At 53.5% G+C, this 22964-nt stretch carries 21 protein-coding genes and 1 pseudogene; 10 read left to right on the top strand and 12 right to left on the bottom strand.

What is annotated here, in order from left to right; translation table 11 throughout:
* Positions 1-7 precede the first annotated feature (7 nt).
* Positions 8-3808 (bottom strand): NAD(P)-binding protein, encoded by a 3801-nt coding sequence (locus tag ABIE02_RS00185; RefSeq protein WP_336994612.1) that lies wholly within the window; start codon positions 3806-3808, stop codon positions 8-10.
* 797 nt (positions 3809-4605) lie between these two features.
* Between ABIE02_RS00185 and ABIE02_RS00190 the strand changes: the two genes are divergently transcribed.
* The 5 genes from ABIE02_RS00190 to ABIE02_RS00210 all read left to right on the top strand — a co-directional run bounded on the left by ABIE02_RS00190 (position 4606) and on the right by ABIE02_RS00210 (position 10689).
* Positions 4606-4857 (top strand): helix-turn-helix domain-containing protein, encoded by a 252-nt coding sequence (locus ABIE02_RS00190; protein WP_032618098.1) that lies wholly within the window; start codon positions 4606-4608, stop codon positions 4855-4857.
* Between the two features lie 3 nt (positions 4858-4860).
* The gene (locus tag ABIE02_RS00195) at positions 4861-6171 is read left to right on the top strand and encodes a type II toxin-antitoxin system HipA family toxin (protein ID WP_336994613.1); all 1311 of its coding nucleotides are present in this window, start codon (positions 4861-4863) and stop codon (positions 6169-6171) included.
* Positions 6172-6305: 134 nt separating this feature from the next.
* Positions 6306-7367, top strand: a complete 1062-nt coding sequence (locus ABIE02_RS00200; RefSeq protein ID WP_077227569.1) for a YncE family protein — start codon at positions 6306-6308, stop codon at positions 7365-7367.
* Positions 7368-7377: 10 nt separating this feature from the next.
* Complete coding sequence (locus ABIE02_RS00205) at positions 7378-9375, top strand: TonB-dependent receptor domain-containing protein (RefSeq protein WP_117386533.1); 1998 nt, start codon at positions 7378-7380, stop codon at positions 9373-9375.
* Between the two features lie 132 nt (positions 9376-9507).
* The gene (locus tag ABIE02_RS00210; RefSeq protein WP_336994614.1) at positions 9508-10689 is read left to right on the top strand and encodes a PLP-dependent aminotransferase family protein; all 1182 of its coding nucleotides are present in this window, start codon (positions 9508-9510) and stop codon (positions 10687-10689) included.
* Positions 10690-10738: 49 nt separating this feature from the next.
* On the opposite strand, the gene ABIE02_RS00215 is transcribed toward ABIE02_RS00210, so the two are convergent.
* The gene (locus tag ABIE02_RS00215; protein ID WP_032618093.1) at positions 10739-11575 is read right to left on the bottom strand and encodes an alpha/beta fold hydrolase; all 837 of its coding nucleotides are present in this window, start codon (positions 11573-11575) and stop codon (positions 10739-10741) included.
* A 91-nt stretch (positions 11576-11666) separates the two neighbouring features.
* On the bottom strand, positions 11667-13106 hold the full coding sequence (locus tag ABIE02_RS00220) for an MFS transporter (protein ID WP_336994615.1): 1440 nt from the start codon (positions 13104-13106) through the stop codon (positions 11667-11669).
* Positions 13107-13232: 126 nt separating this feature from the next.
* On the opposite strand from ABIE02_RS00220, the gene ABIE02_RS00225 reads away from it, so the two are divergent.
* The 3 genes and pseudogenes from ABIE02_RS00225 to ABIE02_RS00235 form a co-directional block, all read left to right on the top strand.
* On the top strand, positions 13233-14141 hold the full coding sequence (locus ABIE02_RS00225; RefSeq protein ID WP_336994616.1) for a LysR family transcriptional regulator: 909 nt from the start codon (positions 13233-13235) through the stop codon (positions 14139-14141).
* A 4-nt stretch (positions 14142-14145) separates the two neighbouring features.
* Entirely contained in the window at positions 14146-14763 is a 618-nt protein-coding gene (locus ABIE02_RS00230) for a histidine phosphatase family protein (protein WP_429211119.1), read from the top strand.
* A gap of 207 nt (positions 14764-14970) precedes the next feature.
* Positions 14971-15198: pseudogene (locus tag ABIE02_RS00235) on the top strand (helix-turn-helix domain-containing protein); the annotation flags it as partial.
* A gap of 225 nt (positions 15199-15423) precedes the next feature.
* Here the strand turns inward: ABIE02_RS00235 and ABIE02_RS00240 are convergent.
* On the bottom strand, positions 15424-15900 hold the full coding sequence (locus ABIE02_RS00240; RefSeq protein ID WP_144837891.1) for a GNAT family N-acetyltransferase: 477 nt from the start codon (positions 15898-15900) through the stop codon (positions 15424-15426).
* Positions 15901-16034: 134 nt separating this feature from the next.
* Here ABIE02_RS00240 and ABIE02_RS00245 point away from each other — a divergent pair, with 134 nt between their 5' ends.
* On the top strand, positions 16035-17504 hold the full coding sequence (locus ABIE02_RS00245; RefSeq protein ID WP_336994618.1) for a PLP-dependent aminotransferase family protein: 1470 nt from the start codon (positions 16035-16037) through the stop codon (positions 17502-17504).
* Positions 17505-17708: 204 nt separating this feature from the next.
* Here the strand turns inward: ABIE02_RS00245 and dapF are convergent, their stop codons facing one another.
* The 8 genes from dapF to ABIE02_RS00285 form a co-directional block, all read right to left on the bottom strand.
* Complete coding sequence (dapF, locus tag ABIE02_RS00250; RefSeq protein ID WP_117386537.1) at positions 17709-18569, bottom strand: diaminopimelate epimerase; 861 nt, start codon at positions 18567-18569, stop codon at positions 17709-17711.
* Between the two features lie 175 nt (positions 18570-18744).
* The gene (grxB, locus tag ABIE02_RS00255; protein ID WP_117386538.1) at positions 18745-19380 is read right to left on the bottom strand and encodes a glutaredoxin 2; all 636 of its coding nucleotides are present in this window, start codon (positions 19378-19380) and stop codon (positions 18745-18747) included.
* Between the two features lie 102 nt (positions 19381-19482).
* Positions 19483-19893, bottom strand: a complete 411-nt coding sequence (locus tag ABIE02_RS00260; protein ID WP_144837883.1) for a DUF6691 family protein — start codon at positions 19891-19893, stop codon at positions 19483-19485.
* A 9-nt stretch (positions 19894-19902) separates the two neighbouring features.
* Positions 19903-20334 carry a YeeE/YedE family protein gene (locus tag ABIE02_RS00265; protein WP_164540335.1) on the bottom strand — a complete coding sequence of 144 codons (432 nt, stop codon included), beginning with the start codon at positions 20332-20334 and terminating at the stop codon, positions 19903-19905.
* Entirely contained in the window at positions 20324-20662 is a 339-nt protein-coding gene (locus ABIE02_RS00270; protein ID WP_077227549.1) for an ArsR/SmtB family transcription factor, read from the bottom strand. The genes ABIE02_RS00265 and ABIE02_RS00270 overlap by 11 nt, the downstream gene beginning before the upstream one ends.
* A 123-nt stretch (positions 20663-20785) precedes the next feature.
* Positions 20786-21052, bottom strand: coding sequence for a hypothetical protein (locus ABIE02_RS00275; RefSeq protein WP_117386541.1), 267 nt, complete (start codon positions 21050-21052; stop codon positions 20786-20788).
* 30 nt (positions 21053-21082) lie between these two features.
* Complete coding sequence (locus ABIE02_RS00280; RefSeq protein WP_059307953.1) at positions 21083-21418, bottom strand: hypothetical protein; 336 nt, start codon at positions 21416-21418, stop codon at positions 21083-21085.
* A gap of 86 nt (positions 21419-21504) precedes the next feature.
* On the bottom strand, positions 21505-22260 hold the full coding sequence (locus tag ABIE02_RS00285; RefSeq protein ID WP_103792394.1) for a DeoR/GlpR family DNA-binding transcription regulator: 756 nt from the start codon (positions 22258-22260) through the stop codon (positions 21505-21507).
* Positions 22261-22347: 87 nt separating this feature from the next.
* Here ABIE02_RS00285 and ABIE02_RS00290 point away from each other — a divergent pair, with 87 nt between their 5' ends.
* Positions 22348-22932, top strand: coding sequence for an NUDIX domain-containing protein (locus ABIE02_RS00290; RefSeq protein ID WP_144837882.1), 585 nt, complete (start codon positions 22348-22350; stop codon positions 22930-22932).
* Positions 22933-22964: the final 32 nt, after the last annotated feature.

The following is a 22964-nucleotide window of genomic DNA, read 5'->3' on the forward strand; positions in this document are numbered from 1 at the left end:
TTAGCCGTCAGGAAACAGAATGCCGGTAGGCCGATCCGCGGACTTTCTCGACCGCCACTTTCCCGGCGATAAACGCATGGTCTGAGTTATAGTATTCCCATTCGCTGTAACGTCCGGCCAGCGTGATGCCATGCAGCAGCAGCCATTTGCGGATCGTTTCCACGTTCTCCTTCCTGTTCTGATCGTAGATCACGTAGGCATACGGGATATCTATCTGATTGGCGGTGATAATCTCATCGTCTGCCGAAATGATCCCGCATTCGATGCACTCCTTAATGCATCGGTCGATTAACGCCTGGCCGTCAACCGGCAGCGGCTTATCCGGTGAATAACTGATTTCGCAGGTCAGGCCGCAACCGCCCGGCGGGCTGCAGAAGGGGCTGGCATTACCCTGGACGAATATGCGGTGGAAGATCGTTTTCCCGGCGTAGTAGATCCAGTGTTTGTCAGTCAGATTGTCGCGACCAATCCCCAGATTCACGCAGCGAACGGAGACGTGGCGCAGGCCTTTCGCCGCTTTACGGACCTCAGGCGGCACTTCATCGCCCATCAGACGAATCAGTTCCGGCAACACCAGGGTGCTGATCATCCGTTCATAACGGTATTGCCGTCCATCTGCGAGGGCAACTATGCGCTGATTGGCATATATTTTACTTACTTCAGCCCCGGTCTCGATCCGGCCTTTGATATGCGGCAGGAACCCGTTCATCAGCGCCTGGAAACCGCCCCGTAACGGATACCCGAAGCGGGCGTTAGGCCCCATCGGTTTTGCGGTCTCATTCAGGGCGCCGTCGATAATTTGCTCCAGGTCGGGCAGGGGAACGCGGCCTCCCAGCCAGGACGTCTCCATCTCCGACAGCGGCACCGTCCACAATTTTTTATTGTAGGGGATGGCAAAGTGCCGGGCGATCCCCTTGCCCCAGGTCTCGTAGATAAAGGCTTCAAAGCTGTCTTTTCGCGGCGCTTTTTCTGCCGCGTCTGCGCTGATGTAGTCCGGCACCGCGCCATCGGCACAGCAGTCGTGGTGATGTTTACCCTGAGCGGTTTTCTCTGTGCAGGTCGTCATGCTTTGCACATCAGACCCTGTCCCGTAGCGCGCCTCGATGGCACCCAGAATGCACTCTTTGACGATTGTGGCAGGCAGTCCGTAAAGCGATCCCTGGAACGGATAGCGGGTATAAACCCCGTCGGTATAAACCCAGGCTTCGCGGATCTGCCAGTGAATATTGTCACCCAGCAACGTCTTGTACAGCGCCAGCACGTCTTCGTCTGCGGAAAACATAATGTGGCCCGCATAATCGAAGGTAAATCCTTTGTCCTGAATGGAGCGACAAAGCCCGCCGACCGTGGCATTGCGCTCAAGTAACGTTGCGCCTTCGCCATAGTGATAGGCTGCGCTCAGCCCGGTTGGCCCGGCGCCGAGGATTAAACACTCCTCAACTTCGCTATGGGCCAGTTTTGGTGGAACCAGCCGTAAAACCGGCTCGGAAGAGGCCTCGTCAGAGGGGCTATCCCCGGGCGCGACCGACCCGGCGGAGGCATCCAGATAGCGTGAAAACGCGCTCTCAATCAGCGCATGCATGCTCTGCACGGTCTTATCCCACGAGGTGCTGGCCACAATGCTCTGCATTGTCTGCTGCTGCGCTTTTCGGGTCTCTTCCGGCAGCGCCAGGGCCTGGTCACAGGCGGCAATAAAGGCGGCGTGATCCTGGGCGACGGCAACAACGTGGCTATAAGGTTTTTCGACATCGGCAATGGCGGTGCTGACCACCGGCAGCTGCGCGGCCATGTACTCCAGCACCTTTGTCGGGCTAATGAATCGTGTGGATTCATTCAGCGCGAAAGGCATCAGGCACACATCCCAGCCGGCAAGAAACTGTGGCAGGGCCTGATAAGGCTGCATGCCGCAATAATGAATGTTGCTGCGTTGAGGCAGGGTTGCGGGATCGATCTTCACTACCGGGCCGACCATCACGATTTGCCACTCCGGATGCGAGTCCGCCAGGGCGGCTATCAGCGATAAATCCATGCGTTCATCAATGACGCCGTAGTACCCCAGCCGTGGATGAGGAATGTCGTCCTGCAGCGGGTGATGATTCCCCCGATCCAGCGCCTGTTCAAAATGAACCGCATCGACGCTACTGGCAAAACAGTGAATATTCGGGTGACGGCCTTTTCTGGCCTCATACAGGCTGGGGCCACCGGTAAAGACAATATCTGCCCGTGTCAGCAGGGCAGACTCGCGCTGCAACAGCTGGCGAGGCGCTTTCTCAAAGGCGGCAAGTTCATCCATGCAGTCGTAGATGACGATCGCAGGGGTAAAGACTTTTAACAGCGGCAGCGCCATCGGCGTGTAGAACCAGACCACCGGGGTTTCGTCCGGCTCCCGTAGCTCTGTCAGGAGCGTTTCCAGAAAAGCTATCTGCTCGTCATGGAATCCGGGCGCTTTTGATGGCGTGTGGGGCTGAACCACAGTGACGTTCGGGGCAGGCCGGGAGAGTTTCAGCTCCGGTTTATCCGCTGAATAGAGCGGCTCTTCGATAAAGACGATGTGATAGTGCTGGGCAAGACGTGTCATCAGATGCTGTGGACGCTGAAAGACAAAGTCCCAGCGCAGGTGACTAAATACATATATTTTATTCATATCTGATTCCTCTGTGCCGGTGAAGGTCAAAGCGCCGGATGGCCGTTGAAAATGTTCCAGCCGCGCCTGGGTTTGCTTAAGGGCATGTGCATAAACGGTATTCAGATGTCGTGCTTTATCGGGCGCGATGTCCCATAAACCGCAGTGATGCCAGACAGCGTTATTTTCCCAGTCGGGGCGATCAATAATGGGATAAAGGCATATCCCGGTCAGCTCAACGCCTGCCAGTTGAGCCTGAGCGACTTCAGAGGCGACGTCGTTAATCCAGGCGCCACGTCCACTGCCAACATGGCTTGTTTCGGCAAGCAGAATAGGGCGGTGATAGCGTTCATAAAGCTCCTGTAACATCGTATGTAATCGTCGTCGGCGGCCATCACCAAGATGCCAGGCGAGGCGCTGGTTGTTTCCCGTCATCCATTGGTTGTCGTGGTAATAATTGGCCCCAATCAGATCCAGATAGCGTGGATGGCCCCCCAGTTCCGGCTCCAGCCGTCCTGCTAACATGTCCCACGCCTGAAACTGCGCAGTGCGCAACGCCTCAGTTTCCTGTTCGACCGTTGGGTCGTTATCGGGAGAAATCAGATGGATAATGGGATCGCAGTGCAACATTCTGGCGCGGGGATCGGCAGCCCATATAGCGTCGCAGGCCGCTATCGCGGCACGAACCAGCTGCCGTTTGATTTGCATGCCGTCCATGTCTTGCCCAAGGGAGGCGGGAAACAGACCTACCGCGATCCCCCAGGCGGTGAAGGAGATTTCATTGATCGGGGAATAGACCGGCGGCTCCTGATACCAGGGGCGTAAAAAAGCCGCCAGCGCGCCGCACAGACGGGCGAAACGCGTTACAAATTCATCTGAGAAAAAATCGGTATCGTCCGGCCAGCCGTAATGGCAAATTGTCCAGCAAATCTGGACGCCATTCTCCTTTGCTGACACCATTTTTGCGGCCACGGCGCTAAAGTCGTAACCACCTGATTTATCAGCGAGTCTCCAGCCAACACTCTCTCTTACCGTGGCAATGTTAAAGAGGCTAAGCGCCCTGTAATCCTCGAGATGTCTGCTGCCGTGGCCCGTAATATCATCCATTGAAAGGGCATGACCCTGCCGTGTAACAAAATCTGCACCCTCAAACCCCGCCTGCCAGAATGAGTTGAAAATCGGCATCTCACTGCTCCCGTATGGATAGTATTTCTCAATAAAAAAGCAAACCAGCATGGTTTTAAAAAGGAGAAATAAATAAGCACTTCTATGGGTCAAATCCTGGTAAAATAACCTGGCTTTCACTCATATTTAGATCGTATTCAGGCATGCCTACCCCCTCGCCGTATTTCATTAAAGGCTAAACAGAGTCAAAAAAAAACCACCCGGAAGTACCAGGTTTGTTTTAACATCCCTTGCAAAAATAAAGGCGAACCAGATCTACTGTTCTCTTATCTTTAAATGATAGACGGGAACCCTGATGAGCAGCGGGTTCTTTTCATGGAGCACCTGCTTCGCTTTGCTAAAAAATGATTAAAATCATCGGGAGGTAAGGGTGTTTTTTTTACGCAATACGCTTCGTTTAAGCGAAATTATTTTATATTGGACGCATAAATTATCCGAAGCCGCTACGTTAGTTAGTCGCAAAACAGGTTTACAGACTCTAATTAACGAAACGGGAGCTTGTTTTATATTTTGGATTATATTTGGGCAGTTTTTCATTAACGCGGGAATATTAAACTGCGCACCTTTAAAATGTATTAAATAGAGGTCGCTATAATAATTCACTCTGTAGTTACAACATACAATGCTACTCTTTTATCAATTACCTCAGCATCGTGCACATTAACACAGTCTGGCAAAACAAGATGGGGGGCGATTATCCGTTAAAGGGGATAATTTGCACTTATCCCCTGTAGGGGGTATTCTCATTTTATCCCCTACAGGGGATTTTTCTAAAATATCCGCTATGGGGGATAAACATGAAAGTTACATCGGCAGACGCACTGGCTCAGGCTGTCCGGGATCAGCGTAAGGTCAATAAGTTAACCCAAACGGCAACGGCTGAACAGGTGGGGATTAAACAAACCACGGTATCAGAATTCGAGAACAAACCAGGCTCTACCAAACTGGAAACCTTGTTCAAAATCCTCTCGGCGCTGGATCTGGAGCTGCACGTGGTGAAACGAGGCGGCACGCTGCCGGATAACAATGCCTGGAAGAAGGAGTGGTAAGCGATGCGCGCACAACGACTAACTGTCGCGATGAATGGCGACGTAGTGGGTACGCTGCATCGTGACGGCAGCGGGGCAATGTCCTTCCAGTATGCCCCGGAGTGGCTGGCCGAGCCGGGTTCGCGCGCGATTTCGCTCTCTTTACCGCTACAGCATGCCAGGATCAGAGGCGTGCAGGTCTTTAATTTCTTCAGTAATCTGCTGCCTGACTCCGAAGCGATTATTGCCCGCATGCAGGCCCGATTCCAGGTTGAAACCGCTCATCCCTTTGATCTGCTGGCCAGTGTCGGGCGTGACTGTGTGGGCGCCATTCAGCTCTATCCGCCAGGACAGGAGATCCCCCCGGTAACAGATATCGTGGCCGAACCGCTGGATGACGATCAGATTGCCGCGCTGCTCGACGGGTATCAGATGGCACCGCTGGGGATGACCGAGGAGGATGCCGACTTTCGCATTTCGCTGGCCGGCGCGCAGGAAAAGACGGCGCTGCTATGGTACCAGGCACGCTGGCAGCGGCCCCAGGGTAGCACCCCAACCAGTCACATCTTTAAGCTGCCGATCGGCAGAATAGAACAAAACAATATCGACCTGAGCGAAAGTTGTGAAAACGAATGGCTGTGTTTGCGCATTGCCAAAGCCTTTGGTTTCCCAGTGGCACAGGCGGAGATGGCAACCTTTGGCCGCAAGAAAGTGCTGATTATCGAGCGTTTCGACCGTCGTTGGTCCAGCAGCGGGTGGCTGATGCGCCTGCCGCAGGAAGATTTTTGCCAGGCCCTGGGCGTGTCGCCAGCGCTGAAATATGAATCTCACGGTGGTCCCGGGATTGCCGACGCCATGAAGCTGCTGCTCGGTTCCCGCCTGGCGGGGCAGGATCGCGAGCTGTTCTTTAAGGCGCAGATCCTGTTCTGGATGCTGGCCGCAATTGATGGTCACGGGAAGAATTTCAGCCTGTTTATCGAGGCGGATTCCGCCTTTCGCATGGCCCCGCTGTACGACGTGATTTCCGCGTTTCCGCTGTTCGACGCAGGGGGGATCCCGGTCAAAAAAGCGAAGATGGCGATGGCGTTACAGGGCAAGAACCGGCAGTACCATTTTGCGATGATCCAACCGCGTCACTTCATCAGCACCGCTGCTTTTGCAGGTTATTCCCAGGAGGCCGCTCGCCGTTTGCTGGCCGAGATGGCGGAGCGAACAGACGACGTTATTGCCTCCGTCAGGGCAGAATTGCCATCGGATTTCCCCATGCAGGTCAGTGAGGCCATTTTTAAAGGTTTAGCCAGCCAGGCGGCAAGAATAGGGCGGTTCGTGAGTTAAGGGGTTGTTAATTGCGCAATATAACCGGACTTCAATACTAAAAATGGTAGGTGGTTGAGAATTCTTTACAATTGTAAATGATATTTATTTTCATTATCATTTTCTTTACGTAAGCAACTGTAAAGAATAATGACATGAAAAATACCTCTGCCGGAAAGAACAAAACCCTGTGTGCGCTTGCCGTTTGCCTGGCGGTGCAATCTGGTTCGCTATTCGCGAAAGAATTTACCGAAAAGGATTTCGTTGTACAGTCGCTTGGACATGGCGTTTATGAGCTGGCCTATGATAAAGCCCAGAATGCCCTCTATGCGGCATCCGCGCCCTCTTTTGATAAAGACAAAACGGCCGGACTGGTCTTCCAGCTGTCGGCACCCACGCTAAAAATTGAACACCAAATCCCGACAGAGCGCCGCACTTTTGCCGTCGCGCTGGATCAGGAGCAGCACATTCTTTATCTGGGCAACGCTCTGGAAGGGTCGGTCACGCTGCTTAATACGCACAACAACGACGTCATCAAAACCATCCAACTGAGCGACGATGCCGATCCGGATAAGAAAGCCCACGTTCGTGAAGTTGTGCTGGATAAGAAGCACCAGCGTCTGTATGTGTCGGGGATTGGTCGTAAAGATAAAGGCTTGCTCTGGGTAGTGGATACGCAGAAGCAAGAGCTTGTACACACCCTCCAGAAGCTGGAGCCTGTAGGTTTTGCGGTGGATGAAGCGGGCGATAAAGTTTACGTCGTCTCCGGTACCGGGGAGCTGATCACCCTTGATGGCAAAACGTCGCAGCCGCTGAGCCGCGTGAAGGTCGATCCTGCCGACCCGGAACATTACTTCCTCAACATCGCCCTGAACACCGCGAAAGGGGTGGGTTATATCGCTGACACAAACACCCGCGATGTGCTGGTTGTGCAGCTGGATTCCGGCAAGCTCCTGCACCGTGTCCCGACGCCTAACTCCGTTGGCGTGCTCTATAACCCTGCACGGGAAGAAGTCTATGTCACGCATCGCAACGATCGCCAGATTAGCGTGATCGACGCGACCAGCAACCGCCTGAAACACACCGTTAAAACCGCGGCGATGCCAAACAGTCTGGCGCTTTCTGCCGATGCCAACACGCTCTATGCCAGCGTGAAGCAGGATGAAAAAGCCAATAAAGCTGACTACGTGCTCAAGATTGATTTAACCCAGTTCTAAGGATCCCGTTGTGATAAAGCAAACACGTATGGCCGTGGCGGTCTCGCTCGCTCTGGCTAACCTGCCGCTGGCCGTTGTCGCCGCAGAAACGACCACCGCAAACGAAGATGAACTGGTGGTGACCGCGACCGGTTTTAGCCAGGAACGCCGCGAAGCACCGGCGACAATTTCGGTGGTGAATGAAAAGGAGCTGAACACCCGCTCGAATCAGAACGTCACCGAAGCGCTGCGCGAGATGCCGGGTGTCCTGGTGGGTAACGGTCACGGCAGCCTGGCAACGGGCGATGTCCAGATGCGCGGGATGGATTCTACCTATACCTCGTACATGGTGAACGGCATCAAACAGGCGACCCGTGAATCTCGCCCTTATGGACACCATATCGGCACCGAAGCGGCCTTCATGCCGCCGCTGGCCGCCATCGAGCGGATCGAAGTGATCCGCGGGCCGATGTCTTCGCTCTATGGTTCTGACTCCATCGGTGGCGTGGTCAACGTTATTACCAAAAAGGCCTATAACCTGGAGAAATGGACCGGGGTTCTGGAGGATAACTACTTCCTGCAGGAGAAGAGCGAATACGGCAATACCAACCAGACCAATGCCTTTGTGATGGGGCCGGTGATCCCGGGCAAGCTCGGGGTGAGCGTGGCCGCGGATTATCTCGATCGTCGTGACGATGACAGCATCAACGATGAGCGTTTTGTGAAGCATCAGTCCGGGAATCTGGATGCGACCATCTCTATGTCGCCGACCGATACCCAGCTCTGGGATCTGAATGCCACCAAAGGCAACCAGGAGAAGACCCATAACGATAAGCAGTGGTACTGGGGCTTTGACCGCGATGCGGCATCACTGTCGCAACACGCCTGGTATGGCGACGATCTGCTGGAAGTGAAGAACTTCATCAGTTACGAAAAAGCCAAAACCGAGTACCGCGTTCCGGGGATGTCTTCGCAGTTTATTACTCAGAAAAACTACGAAGCCAACAGCGCCAACACCTTTACGCTGGGCGATCACAAACTGACGTTGGGCGTGAACTTTACGCGTAACGAACTGGATGATGAGTTCGGCATTAAAGATAAGGAAGCGCCGGGCGTAACGCCGGTCAGCGAAATTACCCGTGACGGCTGGGCGGTGTTTGCTGAAGATGCCTGGATGATTGTGCCGGACTTTACGCTGACCACCTCAGCGCGTCTGGATCATGACAGCTACTTTGGTTACCACGTCACGCCTAAGCTCTACGGCAACTGGACCATTGATGAACGCTGGGCACTGAAAGGTGGCGTCTCTGCGGGCTATAAGAAACCGGATCTGCGGCAGAATAACGAAGGCTTTACCAGCGTGTATGGCGCTTATCCTTACTCGGAAATCGGCATTGGTAATGACGATCTGAAGCCGGAGGAGAGCGTCAACACCGAGCTGGGCCTGTACTGGCAGCAGGACGCGCTGGCGCTGGATGCGACGATCTTCTACACCAAATTCAAGGACAAAATCAGCGACCATCTCATTTGTACCGCGTCGGACACGCAGAAGTGTACCTACAACGGTTATGTCGCCGATACCGTCTTCCAGTACGCCAACGTCAGCGATGCGGAGATCTATGGTCTGGAGCTGAACGGCGACTGGCAGGTAACGTCATCCTTAAGAGCCAACGCCAACTATACCTATACCCACAGCGAGCAGAAAAGCGGGGACTATAAAGGGTATGCCCTGAGCGATTTCCCGGAAAGTATGGCGAACGTCTCTCTGACCTGGAACGCGGTAAATGACCTCGAGCTATGGACCAAGGCCAGCTGGCGCAGTAATTCGCCGGACATCGGGAAATCCAGCGAAACGGAAGCCTACGCGCTGGTTGACCTGGGGGCGCGTTATCATCTGAACAAGAACGTCACGCTGATGACCGGCATCTATAACCTGTTCGATGCGAACCCGATCTACCGCACCTCGTACAACCAGTCGTCGATGCTGGAAGGACGCAGGTATAACTTCGGCGCCCGTATCGAGTTCTGATCCCACTGCCGGAGCCTGCTGGCTCCGGTCTCTTCTCTTGTTATTCCTCGCTTTTCTTCTACAGAAAGTGATTATCAAAGCGGCCGACATGTGATACTTAAACTGGGATACAACAAACCAGGATAATAAAAGATGTCGCAGAACAAAATTGCCCACAAAGTACAGAACCTCCAGTCATCGGCGATCAGAGAACTATTAAAACACAGCAAGATGGAAGGGGTGATTTCACTCGGCGGGGGCATTCCTAACCCGGATCTTTTCGATCGTGAAGGGCTGGAGCTGGCTATGGAGAAGGTGCTCTCCAGCACCTGGAAAGAGGCTTTTCAGTACGGTCTGAGCGAGGGCAGCCCGGAGCTACGCGACGCAATCTGCCAGCTGCTGAGCGGCAGGGGAATTCACTGCGGTGTGGATGACGTGGTCGTCACCTCCGGCTCCCAGCAATCGTTGGATATTCTGGCGCGTGCGCTGATCAATCCGGGCGACATTGTGGTTGTCGAACGCCCCACCTATCTGGCTGCGCTGCAGGTTCTACAGTTAGCGGAAGCTAACTTAATGTCGGTGGGTACAGACGGCGAAGGGATGATCATTGATGAGCTGGAAGCGCTGGTTAAGACCACGCCGGTGAAAGCCGTCTATATTGTTCCGACGTTCGGCAACCCGGGCGGTGTCACTCTGGCGGAGCAGCGCCGTAAGCAACTGGTGGAATTATCCCAGCGCTACGATTTCGTTATCATCGAGGACGATCCCTATGGCGAAATCAACTTCACCGACAAAACCTTCACGCCACTTAAAGCCTGGGCGGCAGAGATGGGCTGCGGCGATAACGTCATTTATACCTCCACCTTTTCAAAAATCCTCGCGCCAGGCGCAAGGGTAGGCTGGTTAGTGCTGCCGGATTGGGTGAAGCGTCAGGTGGTGATCCTGAAGCAGGCGACCGATCTGCACACCAGCTCGCTGTCGCAATCGCTGACGTACCACTACCTGGAGAGCGGCCGTCTGGCCGGGCAGATCGATCTGATTCGGGAGGCCTATAAACACAAATGCCAGATCCTGTGCCAGCACATTGAAAGCGAGCTGGGCGAGCATCTGACATTCCATAAACCGATGGGCGGCATGTTCCTGTGGGCGAAATTCAAATATGAAATGAACACCACGGAATGGCTGAAAAAGACGCTGAACAACGGCGTGGTCTATGTGCCAGGGGAGTTCTTCTACTGCAACGAGCCGGATCATGCCACGCTGCGCATGTCTTACGTTAGCGTGACGGATGAAAACCTGAAAGAAGCGGTGGCGCGTTTAAAAGCGTCGTTGTAAGTTCCCGGTAAAGCAAAACGGGTGGCCTTTGCCACCCGTTTTGTTGCCGTCAGCGACGGATAAATTCCAGTAGATCCTGGTTAATCGCATCGGCGTGCGTCGTGTGCATCCCATGAGGATAGCCCGGATACACTTTCAACGTGCTGTTGCTGAGCAGTTCATCCTGCAGCAGGCTGGCATTCTTATAAGGCACAACCTGATCGTCATCGCCCTGCAAGATAAGGACCGGCAGGGTGATCGCTTTCAGATCGTCGGTCTGGTCAGTTTCTGAAAACGCCTTAATACCTTCATAGTGCGCCTTCGCGCTGCCAATCATCCCTTGTCGCCACCAGTTCTGGATCGTGCCCTGTGAAATTTCAGCTCCGTCACGGTTAAAGCCGTAGAAAGGACCTGTCGCCACATCCAGATAAAATTGCGCCCGGTTTGCGGCCAGGGCTTTACGGAATCCATCAAACACCTCAATCGGCGTACCGCCCGGGTTATCCGGTGTTTTCACCATCAATGGCGGTACGGCGCTGATTAAAACGGCTTTCGCCACGCGGCCCTGAGGTTGGCCATACTTCGCCACGTATCGCGCCACCTGGCCACCGCCGGTTGAGTGGCCGACATGCACCACATTGTGCAGATCCAGATGCTCAACCACGGCAGAGACATCGGCGGCGTAATGGTCCATATCATGCCCGTCGCTGACCTGATCGGAGCGGCCATGTCCACGACGATCCGAGGCGATGACCCGGAAGCCTTCCGCTAAAAAGAACAGTAACTGGTTATCCCAGTCATCCGCACTTAGTGGCCAGCCGTGGTGGAAGAAGATAGGTTGTGCATCTTTGGGACCCCAATCTTTATAGAAGATACGGACATTATCTTTTGTGGTGACAAATGACATGGTAGACCTCTCGGGGAGTAACAACACCTGGGTGAAATGGATGAATCTACACGTGGCGATTTACAGCCGCTTAGAAGTCTAGTTGAGATCATTAGCGTCCGCCTCCCAGCGAGAACGTCACCGTTTTGCGCAGCCGGCTCAGGCTGAATAACACCGACGCGACAGAGGCGGCGACGGCGATCCACAGGGCAACATGCACAGCCTGCTCATGTAATGTCTGGCCGCTATCGTTCGATATGACGGTGAGCAGAATACCCACAACGGCGGCGCCAAGGCATTGTCCAAAGGTCCGCGCGATGGACAGGATCCCGGAGGCATAGCTGGCATATTCACGCGAAACGTTAGACAGCATCTCCCTGTTATTTGGGCTTTGAAAACAGCCAAATCCAATACCGCACACCAGGCTTCGCAGGCAGATATCCCACATGGCAGGGGTGGCGGGCAGCGTCGCCAGCAGGATCAACCCCACGGCAAAAATAACCAGCCCAACGGTGGAGATCAGCGGCGCTGAGAACGTATCGGCCCAACGTCCCGCATGGGGCGCAATCAGCACAATTCCCACCGGCCACGGGACAAACAGCAGCGCCGACACGACAGGGCTATAGCCATATACGCTTTGAAACAGAAAAGGTAGCGCAATAAAAGTGATCCCCTGGCTGATAAAAGAGGCCAGCGAGGTTAATGCAGCGAGGGAAAAACGGCCATTGTTGAAAATAGCAGGGGGCAGCAACGGCTCCCGGGCGCGGCGGATATGCAAGATAAACGCAACGGTGCTGACCATCGCGAGCAGACCCCAACAGGTTGCCTCGAGATGGGAGTGTTGAGCCACGGTCTGAGGGCTGGAAAAGCTGTTCGCCGCCATGATCGTCGCCCCCAGCAGCGTCGCCGATAACACCGCCCCGGGGGTATCGAACGCCGTATTGCCGGCCATGCGTTTTGCGGGTAATGCTTTACCCGCCAGCACCAGGGCGAGGGTACCCGGGATCAGGTTAATGGCGAACAGCCATTGCCAGCTCAGCGTATCAAGGATCGTGCCGCCCAGTACGGGCGCAACTGCAGTACTGGAGGCAATAAGCAGGGCATGCAGCCCGAGGACGCGTCCAAGCAGCCGTCCCGGAAAGACCGATCGCAGGATGGCCGGGGCGATACTCAGTGTGGCCGCGCCGCCGATCCCCTGGATAATACGCATACCAATGAGCATCTCAGGGGTTGTTGCCAGCGCACAGCCCAGTGATGTCAGGACAAACGTGCCGAGGCCAGCCATAAAAACCGTCCGAAATCCGTAGCGGGCCGCCAGCGAGGCAAAAATAAGCAACGTCATCGCAGCGGAAAGCAGGTAACCGTTGGCGAACCAGACGGCGATATTTGCAGGCACCTGCATGGCTTTCGCCATAGAGGGCAGGGCAATATTGATCATCGTGCCATCAAACACGCCCATCAGCGTGGTAATCATGACGGCGATCATAACCCGGGCACGCGCCTGCCCTGGCAACCCCTCATCGCCGGGTTGGTTTGAAAATAGCGTATTCATCTTGACTCCTGGGGATGGTGTTTTGATGAAGAAACTATAATCATGAGGTATACAGTGCGGAAGATGCAGCATTTACACTTAATCATTGCACCAAACGCCTTATCTGATATCGCTTAGAGGTTCACTATGTCCGATCCTGATTTTAACCTGCTCGTCGCGCTCGATATCCTGCTGGCAGAAGCGAGCGTTGCAGGTGCCGCGCGCCGCTTAAACCTGAGTACATCCGCCATGAGCCGTACCCTTAGCAGGCTACGGGAAGTGACGGGCGATCCGATCCTGGTGCGGGCAGGTCGTAACATGGTGCTGACTCCCTGGGCTGAAGCCTCCCGGGATCGCGCCAAAAACGCGGTGCATGAGGCGAGGGCGGTGCTGCAGCCGTCCATGGAGACGCTCAAGGTGGAAAATCTGGCGCGGTTTTTCACCCTCCGGGCAAATGATGGATTTGTCGTTGCGTTTGGCCCGGCACTGATTGCCGCCGTGGCTGAGGCCGCGCCTGATGTCTGCATCCGCTTTGCGCCAAAACCTGAAAAAACGTCACGCTATCTGCGTGAGGGGCTGGTTGACCTGGAAATTGGTGTGCAGAGCAATATGGGTCCAGAGATCCGACTTCAGAGGCTGTTCCAGGACAGGTTTGTGGGTGCGGTTCGTAAGACGCATCCGCTGGCATCGTTACCGACAATCGGTCTAAAGGATTATGTCGCATGGGGCCATGTGGTCGCGGCACCCAACGGTTCCTTGCATGGGTTTGCGGATGATGCGCTGGCAGAATCAGGGATGACACGTAAGATTGCCAGCGTAGTGCCTGGTTTTCCGACTGCGTTATCCGTGGCCCTGGCGTCCGATCTGATTGCCATGGTGCCCGCACTCTATTTGCGGAACCAGCAGATGACAGAGCAACTGCATGTTTTTGAATTGCCATTTAAAACCCGGACTATTACGGTCTCGCAGATGTGGCATCCCCGCATGGAAAATGATCCCGGACATCGCTGGCTAAGAGAAAAGGTCAGGGCAGTGTGTCGGACGGCGGGAGAGTGAAGCGATGAAGGTAATATTGGTGCGGCATGCGGAAACAGAGTGGAATATGCGAGGCATTATTCAGGGGCACAGCGATAGCCCGTTAACTCATCGGGGTTTGCGCGAAACATCTGCCTTACTGGCGGCGCTTGCTGCAAGTGATCACCAGATAGAATATGTTTATGCCTCTCCGCTTGGACGTGCCTGGCAAATGGGTCAGCGCCTGGCTGAGCACTTTCGCTGCTCGTTGACGGCTGAACCCGCTCTTAAAGAACAGGCATTTGGTGAATTTGAAGGCATGTCCACAGACCTGTTCGGACAAAATCATCAAAACGAAGCCCATGCATTATTTGAGCGGGATGCAGATTACTGCCCACCAGGTGGAGAGACTCTCGCACATGCGTCACAGCGGGTTATGGATTTTTTATATCGCCTGGAAGTAACTTCGCGTCATCAAACAGTTTGCATTGTGTCTCACGGGCATGTCAGTCAGGGCGTGCTTGCGAGGCTTAACGAAGGGGCTATAACTAATTTCCCACGGTACGCGCAACCCAACGCGAGTTACTCTGTGTTCGATCTGATCAATGGGCAGTGCAGCGCTGTCAGATGGGGAATTGCCACGCACTTGCTTAAACTTGCCTGACCAACAATATGGGGTGCGGCGAGCCGTGACAGAAATCCGGGAACCAGACCCATGACAAAAAGCGACCGTATTGCCAGTGATGCGCTCACTGCTAGAACCTTGACTGAAATGCTTCGACTTATGAAAAGAAGAGGGAAGTTTGTGATGCGAGATGGATAAGAGACAGGACGCTATCAACTCACAGATCGAATTTAACATAATATACATTATGCGCACCAAGGTGCTGAAGGACTTGTCAGCCGCAAACTTGGCCAGCTCAGCATCCGCCGGTTGACCGAATCTCTCATACTACGCGTGCTCAAACTGATACGTGAAAACTACAGCGATTTTGGACCCACGCTGGCCGCTGAAAAACTCAGAGAGCGCCATGATATCCGGCTTTCAATCGAGACCGTCCGCAACTGGATGACGTCTGACGGACTCTGGGTTCCGCATCATGACGGCTCTCGCAGCGGAATTTTTCTCAATGAGCGATGTAAACCGGCTCAGGATCCTTCAGGACGTTATCGACCACCGTCTTATCACACGTCTTGCTGCAACCCAACCCGGCTTAAGATATCTGACAGACACTGTTAACGGTTACTGGAGCGCTATCGTGATTTAGAGCGTAAAGACAGACATCGACCCGTTACATGCTTTTGATGCAATGGGCTAAACTCGTTAACGCAACGGCATCTGATATTCAATCATGCCGCTTTTCTTTGCCACCCAGTCATAGAGACGCTGGCCACGCAGATTGGTTTCATGGGTATGCCAGTAAAGACGCGAAGCATGTCGTTTTCGAGCCTGTTGTTGTACATACTCAATAAGCTGTCTGCCAATCTGTTTGCCACGGACATCCGGGTTAACATAGAGGTCTTCAAGATAACAATAATCCCTCTCCTCCCAGGTTGAGCGATGAAACAGGTAATGAACCAGACCAATAATGTTTCCCTCATATTTAGCCACCGCGCAATAAATCGGCTCATGCGGTGTGAGAAAGCGTGTCCAGGTGTTCTGTGTAGCGTTGTCTGAAATATCTACACGATAAAATTCCTGATAACGCTTCCAGAGTGGTAACCATTGCATGTAGTCGCTCTCTGTAGCGGGCTGAATGCTTATTTTTGCTGATTCTTCATTTAGATATTCATTGTTCATCGGTTTCTATCCTTAATTATATAAACCACATTCTCTTGGTTAACATAATTCTATCTACCGTAATGGTTCCATGTAAGTGACACTTTTTGTATATTTATAGGATCCACTTTTATTGCTGAGCTTCTGGATTGTGCATGAAGAGAGTTATTGCGCCGCTGTTCCACGATTTGTTACTCCCTAAAGGCGTGATAAAGGATGCACTGTACAGTGTGCTCCGTAATGCCATTCTGGAAGGTCGCCTTGCCGCGAATTCACGGGTCCCCTCAAGCCGGGCGCTGGCTGAGATGATGTCAATTTCCCGCAATTCTGTTATCGCTGCTTTTGATCGCCTGATGGCTGAGGGTTATCTGGAAACGCGTAAAGGTGCCGGAACTTTCGTATCAACAAACGCTCCTGAAGGGCCGCTGAATGGAACCAGGCCTCTGACACATGTAACTCAGTCTCAGTCTATCGACGGCCAAATTAATCCTGACATTGCGGCGTTACGTCCGCTGTGGAGTGAAAGCCATAAAGAGGCTAGCACTCACCGCCTCTTTACTGTAGGCGTTGGATGTATCGACCTCTTTCCCCATGAACTTTGGGGGCGGCTGCTTGCCCGTATCTGGAGACAATCCAGACGTGAACTTGGGCTGCATACCCACGTTGCCGGCTATGCGCCACTCCGGCGCGCTGTTAGTAAGTATATTCAGGCAACCCGTGGGGTTAACTGTGATGAAGGCCAGGTGATAATTGTTAATGGTATCCAGCAGGCGCTTAATATCACCGCGCAAGCGTTGCTCTCGCCAGGGAACGAGGTGTGGCTGGATGATCCTGGTTATAACGGTGCCAGAGGTGCTTTCAGCTCAGTTGGCGCGATTGTCAGACCGGTGCGGGTGGACGACAACGGGATGGATATACACGACGGTATACTGCAATATCCCGATGCTAAACTGGTCTACACGGCCCCGTCCCATCAGTTTCCTCTGGGGGGGACGCTTTGCCTGTCACGCAGGTTGGCACTACTGGAATGGACTCAGGCAAATCAGGCGTGGATTTTCGAAGATGATTATAACAGTGAGTTTCGCTATGCCACCCGCTCACTACAGGCGTTACAGGGACTCGATAAGCACCAGCGGGTCATCTATACAGGTAGCTTTTCTAAGATGATGTATCCGGAATTTCGTATGGGCTTTCTGGTGGTACCACCTGCCTTATGCGAACAATTTATGGTTACCCGATATTTTTCCGATCTCTGCAACGGCTATCTGGAGCAGGCGGTTTTAGCGCATTTCATTGAAGAGGGGCACTATGCCAGCCATGTCAGACGTATCCGCAAAGCCTGTTTTGAGCGAAAAGCCTCGCTCACGGCAGCGATTCAGGAGTACTTAGGGGAAAAGATGACTGTTCATCCGTCTGACTCTGGCATTCATCTGGTTTGCTGGTTGCATAACGGTCTTCAGGGTAAAGAGGTGGAAGCAAAAGCCGCCCAGCTCGGAATGGGGATACAATCATTTGTACGTTATTGCCAGCGCCCTCTTCCCCGGGAAGGTATCCTGCTTGGTTTTGCTAATCATCCGCCAGAGGTTCTGCGAGAAGGCATTCGCCGACTAGCCGCTGCTCTCTGACAGTTCCTCGGAAAGTTCAGGGATTTCAGTGCAGGATTTATACATTGGTCAGCATCGATTTCTGCACCTCGTAACGGCCATTACAACCTCCGCACGCACATTGAGTTTTCCTGCCATTACGTCAGCATACTGCTCTTGCTGGCGTAATGGCAGTTAATACTAAAACGACCGGCAATCCGTAGCAGACTGCCAGTCTGCAAAGATTTAAAATCTGCAGGAATCATCCCCACCAGTAAAGCAGTCTTCGTCCAGCGTCAGACGGCCAATTTTTTGCACCGGGCCGCTCATGCTGACCTGAAAATCCTCACCGAAGGTTATTTGCAACTGCCCACCCGGCATATTTACGCTGACACGGTTATCGACCCGGTCTAATTTGCGCATTACGCTTGCCGCGGCACAGCTACTGCTACCGGATGCCATAGTAAAACCGGCTCCCCGTTCCCAGATACCAATCCGCAGCGTATTGCGATCCACGACCTCCACCAGCTGGACATTGGTGCGTTTGGGGAACACAGGATGATTTTCAATTTGCGGCCCCAAACGGTGCACCAGCGCCAGATCGAGCTTATCCACCAGCACAACACAGTGTGGATTGCCCATTGAGACCAACGATACCCGCAGTGTTTCATCAGCCAGCTTAAGTGGATAATTCAGTACTTCGGGCTGTTCAATCAATGCAGGCAATGCCGCCGGACTAAAATTCGCCCTCCCCATCTCCACCGTGATTTGATGAGGATCTTCATGGACCCTACAATGTACGTCCCCGCCCGCGGTGCGCACCAGAAACGGCTCGTGTCCGACTCGGCCGATATCATAAAGATAACGTGCATAGATACGCAGACCGTTACCGCTTTTCTCGGCTTCTGAACCGTCCGGATTGATGATTCGCAATGTGGGATGATGTTGATCTCCACTATCAATAAGCAGACCGTCAGATCCGAACCCATAGTGGCGATGGCATATGATGCGAATTTGCTCGATGCTTAGCTGCTCTGCGACAGAACGCTCACACACCAGATAATCATTACCGAGTCCGTGATATTTATGGAATAACAAAGGTGTCATGGTCAGGATTCTAAATTTGATTATTTAACAAACACATTACCGTATTTTTCACCCCACAGAACCAAAAAGTGAACGACGGGTACAGGCTGAATCCAGGATATACGACGAAAGCCGCACAACCGAAAATCGGACAACCATTTTTTCGAACGATTAAGGGGGCCAGGCCCCCTGAGCGTTACAGTGCTTTATCGGTAAACAGCGGTACATCACATGACATGGAGACATGCTCCAGATAACCGCGTAATGCTGGTGAGTACGGGAAATCTTTCACAATCGTCAGCGAATTCAGGATCGGGAAGAGATAAAAATCCGTGATGCTGACAGGATTTTTGGCGCGTAAATAAGTCTCAATTTTACCCAATGCATCCGACAGCGTATCGATATAGGTCTGGCTATTGGACATTAACGTATCCAGATCGCCAAACGCGTTAATCTCGCGCTGGGTGTAGGCATCGCGCGCGGCTGGCGTAGAGAGTTCTTTAAAATCGGCCCGGGTAAAACGCGGGATCGCCAGGTTGAATACGGTGCGCGTATTCTCTTTACACCAGGCGTCAATCGCCGGATCGCACTCACCTGTTATAACTGGCGAGCCGTCAAGCTGGTCAACATAGTGAACGATATCCATGCTTTCCGGCATATAAACGCCCTCTTCTTTTTGCAGGATCGGCACGACCTTCTTACCCACCATACGGGTTGGCGTTTCGATATCGCCCTCCATAATCACGCCCAACTCGAAAGGCACTTTTTTCAGGCCAAAGATCATTCTCGCGCGGATACAGAACGGGCAATGCTCATACACATATAATTTCATAGCGCTCTCTTTTCAAAATAAGTGGATGACTCTACACAGCATCTGGCAAATGGGGTCAAGGTTTCCAGACTAAATTTGGTAGGTTGAAGTCAGCCGCAAGGTTTATGATGGCCGAACCCTGTTGACCAGCCACATCCCCACCAGCATAGCCAAAATAAACAGCAGCCCTTTCCCGACTCCAGCGCCCAACAACACCAGTGCCGGCCCAGGGCAAATGCCCGCCAGCCCCCATCCCAGACCAAACAGAATGGCACCCACCACCAGCGTGCGGTCTATGGCGTTGTTCGCCGGTAACATAATGGGCACGCCACAAAACGCCCTTTTTTTGCCTTTGACCAACGCAAAACCGACTATCCCCACCGCAATCGCCCCGATCATGACAAAGGCAAGCGAGGGATCCCAGGGCTGGGAGAGATCCAGAAAACCCAGCACCTTTTCAGGGTTTGCCATGCCGCTAATCAGCAACCCCACGCCAAAAATCAGGCCGCAAAGAAATGCAAAAATGACTAACATCCTTCCTCCTTAACCCAGCCAGAAACCGATCAGCGTGGCGGTAACAATGCCCACAGCCATAAAGGTGAGCGTGGCGACGAGCGATCGCTTAGAAAAGCGCGACAGCCCACAGACGCCATGCCCGCTGGTACACCCGGACCCCAGACGTGTTCCTGCACCCACCAGCAAACCGGCAAGGATAATGACCGGCCAGGAGGTCTGAACGGTTATCTCCGGCAAGGGATAAAACAGGGAGAACAGCAGCGGCGAACCGATCAGGCCCGCTAAAAAAGCCATTCGCCACCCTTCTGTTCGGGTCTTTTTCGTTAGCATCCCCGCCACAATGCCGCTGATACCGGCAATGCGCCCACAAAAGTGGATCAGCAGTATGGCGGCAAGTCCGATTAACAACCCGCCCCCGAGACTGCTCAGCGGCGTAAAGTGAGAGAGATCAATCGTCATGGTCCACTCCTGTCTGAGGACAATAGAGGTCATATAAGGTATTGAGCAGCGTGAAGATCCGTGGATCCTCAATGCGGTAGAAAATCTGTTTGCCCGTGCGCCGGGTCTCCACCAGCTTTAAGCGTCGCAATACGCCGAGTTGCTGAGACAGCGTAGGCTGATGGATGCCCACCGCCGCTTCAAGTTGCGCGACGTTCGCCTCCCCCTGACTTAACTGACACATCAACAACAGCCTGTCAGCATTGGACAGACCGCGCAAAATCTCCGAGGCACCCAGCGCTGCCTGCTTCATTGCATCCTGAATATCGGTATCCACCCTCACGGACATTGTTATACACCCATCAATATATGATTTTATATAATGTATTATAGTATATTGTTTACCGGGCACGATGCAAAAAAAACCGGCAAGGATACTAAGCCCCCTGCCGGTTGGTTGGTTCAGTGTGAATTAGAACGGATAGCGGATACCGCCCTGGACGCTGGCATCGTTCTCCACATCGCCTGTAACGAAGTACAGCCCCGTATTCAGGGAGAAATTATTACCGATGGTCGTGTTATTACCCGCGCCGAGGATACCCGTTGAGATGTTATGACCGTCGGTATTGTGCTCATCCGCCGCTTTGATGGCGGTATTATCGCTAAACCCGGTCTGATAACGGGCATCGACCCACGGATACAACTCGACGTTCTTAAGGACGGTTTCACCCGTCAGCATGGCGTTGGCACCGGTACGCAGCTGGATGGGCTACAGTTTTAGCTCAGGTACCAGAGCTTTTTTATCCGACATACAGGTTTGCCATGCCTTGCCCGGCTGGCCATTATCCAGTACCGAGGAGGTGCGATACTCCACCGTGCGGGTGTGTTGCTCGGGCACCACATACTCCACCGTTGTCCAGCGGGTATCAGTATCCTGCCCCTCGGCGGTGAGTTCGATGGTCTGGTTTTTCACGATTTCGGCGCACTCGCTCGCCGCGGCCTCGACTTTACGAAACTTCTTCTCTTCAGGGGATGTGCCTTCGTTGGACATACACCCGGTAAACAGCAAACAGGCGAGAGATAACAGGCTGATTTTTTGCAGCATCACGCAGTCCTTTTGTTAAACACGCATTCATTGAAGCGTAGCTTATGCGGCGGTGCTCTTCCTGCGGGTGGTTCAATCAACGTCGTTTATGCTGTCACTACCGAAATGCCCTGCCGACTCACCGCCTCCACCCAGCGGCTGTCCGTATCCGGTTCAACCACCACGGTATTGATCAGCGAAAGCTCACCGATCATAAAAGACGATGCGGTGTTGATTTTCTCGGGGGACGCCAGCACAACTGTTTCTGCAGCTCTGCCGGAAAATGCACGTTTGATGCACGCCTCTTCATAATCGCCAGTGGTTAGCCCGGCGTCCGGGTGAATGCCGGTCACCCCCATAAAAAACAGATCGGCATGGATTTGCGCAATGCCTTCAATGGCTGCGGCACCCACCGTGACCACCGAGTGACGGAATAAGCGCCCGCCGATCAGGATCACGTCTACCTGAGGATAATCCACCAGCGCCAGGGCAATACCAGGGCTATGAGTGACCGCCGTAAACGCCAGATCGCCAGGAAGGCAGCGCACCAGCTCGGTTGTGGTCGTCCCGCCGTCGATAATCACCACCTGGCCGGGCGAGATCAGTTCCGCCCCCCTCTTCGCCACCCGCTTTTTCGCCTCAATGCCCAGACTGCTGCGTTCGGCAAAGCTGGACACCGCCTGCGATGCCGGCAATGCGCCGCCGTGTACCCGCTGTAAACGCCCGTCGGCCGCCAGTTCGCGTAAATCCCGGCGAATGGTATCTTCCGACACCCCAAACTCCAGGCTCAGGGTTTTCGACAGCACCTGGCCTTCAGAACTCAGTTTTTCGAGGATCAGCTGTTTGCGTTGACGAGTGAGCATAGATCGATTCCTGAAGTTGCATGTTTGATCTTGATATTGCACGAATGTGCGGTTTATGATGCCCACTCTACGTAAACAGGAGGCACCATGCAATCAGAACGTGCAGAAGTACGCATTTATGACAGCATAACGTTGTCAGATGACTGGTATACGCTCAAAAAATACACCTTCGATGTGCGCCGTCGTAACGGAGAGTGGCAGCGCCAGAACCGCGAAGCCTACGACCGGGGGAATGGCGCGACCATTTTGCTCTATAACCGCGAGAAACGGACGGTGATCCTGACCCGCCAGTTCCGCTTTCCGGTCTATATCAATGGTCACGACGGCTATCTGATTGAAACCGCCGCCGGTCTGCTTGATAACATGGCGCCGGAAAAGCGCATCAAGGCCGAAGCGGAAGAAGAGACCGGATATCAGATCGACCACGTGGAGAAGGTCTTCGAAGCCTTTATGAGCCCTGGCTCGGTCACTGAGAAACTCTACTTTTACATCGCGGAGTATCTTCCAGACGATCGCACCGGTGAAGGCGGTGGTATTGAGGCCGAAGGTGAAGATATCGAAGTGCTGGAGTGGCCCATTGAACAGGCGTTGCAGGCGATCGATGACGGCCTGATTGTCGATGGCAAAACCATTATGCTGCTGTACCACGTTGCCCTGAAGAAGATCCTCTAGCCGAATCGCGCCGACAGAAACGGATTTCTGTC

It is taken from the genome of Leclercia sp. 1548, assembly GCF_050435045.1.
Taxonomy (GTDB): domain Bacteria; phylum Pseudomonadota; class Gammaproteobacteria; order Enterobacterales; family Enterobacteriaceae; genus Enterobacter; species Enterobacter adecarboxylatus.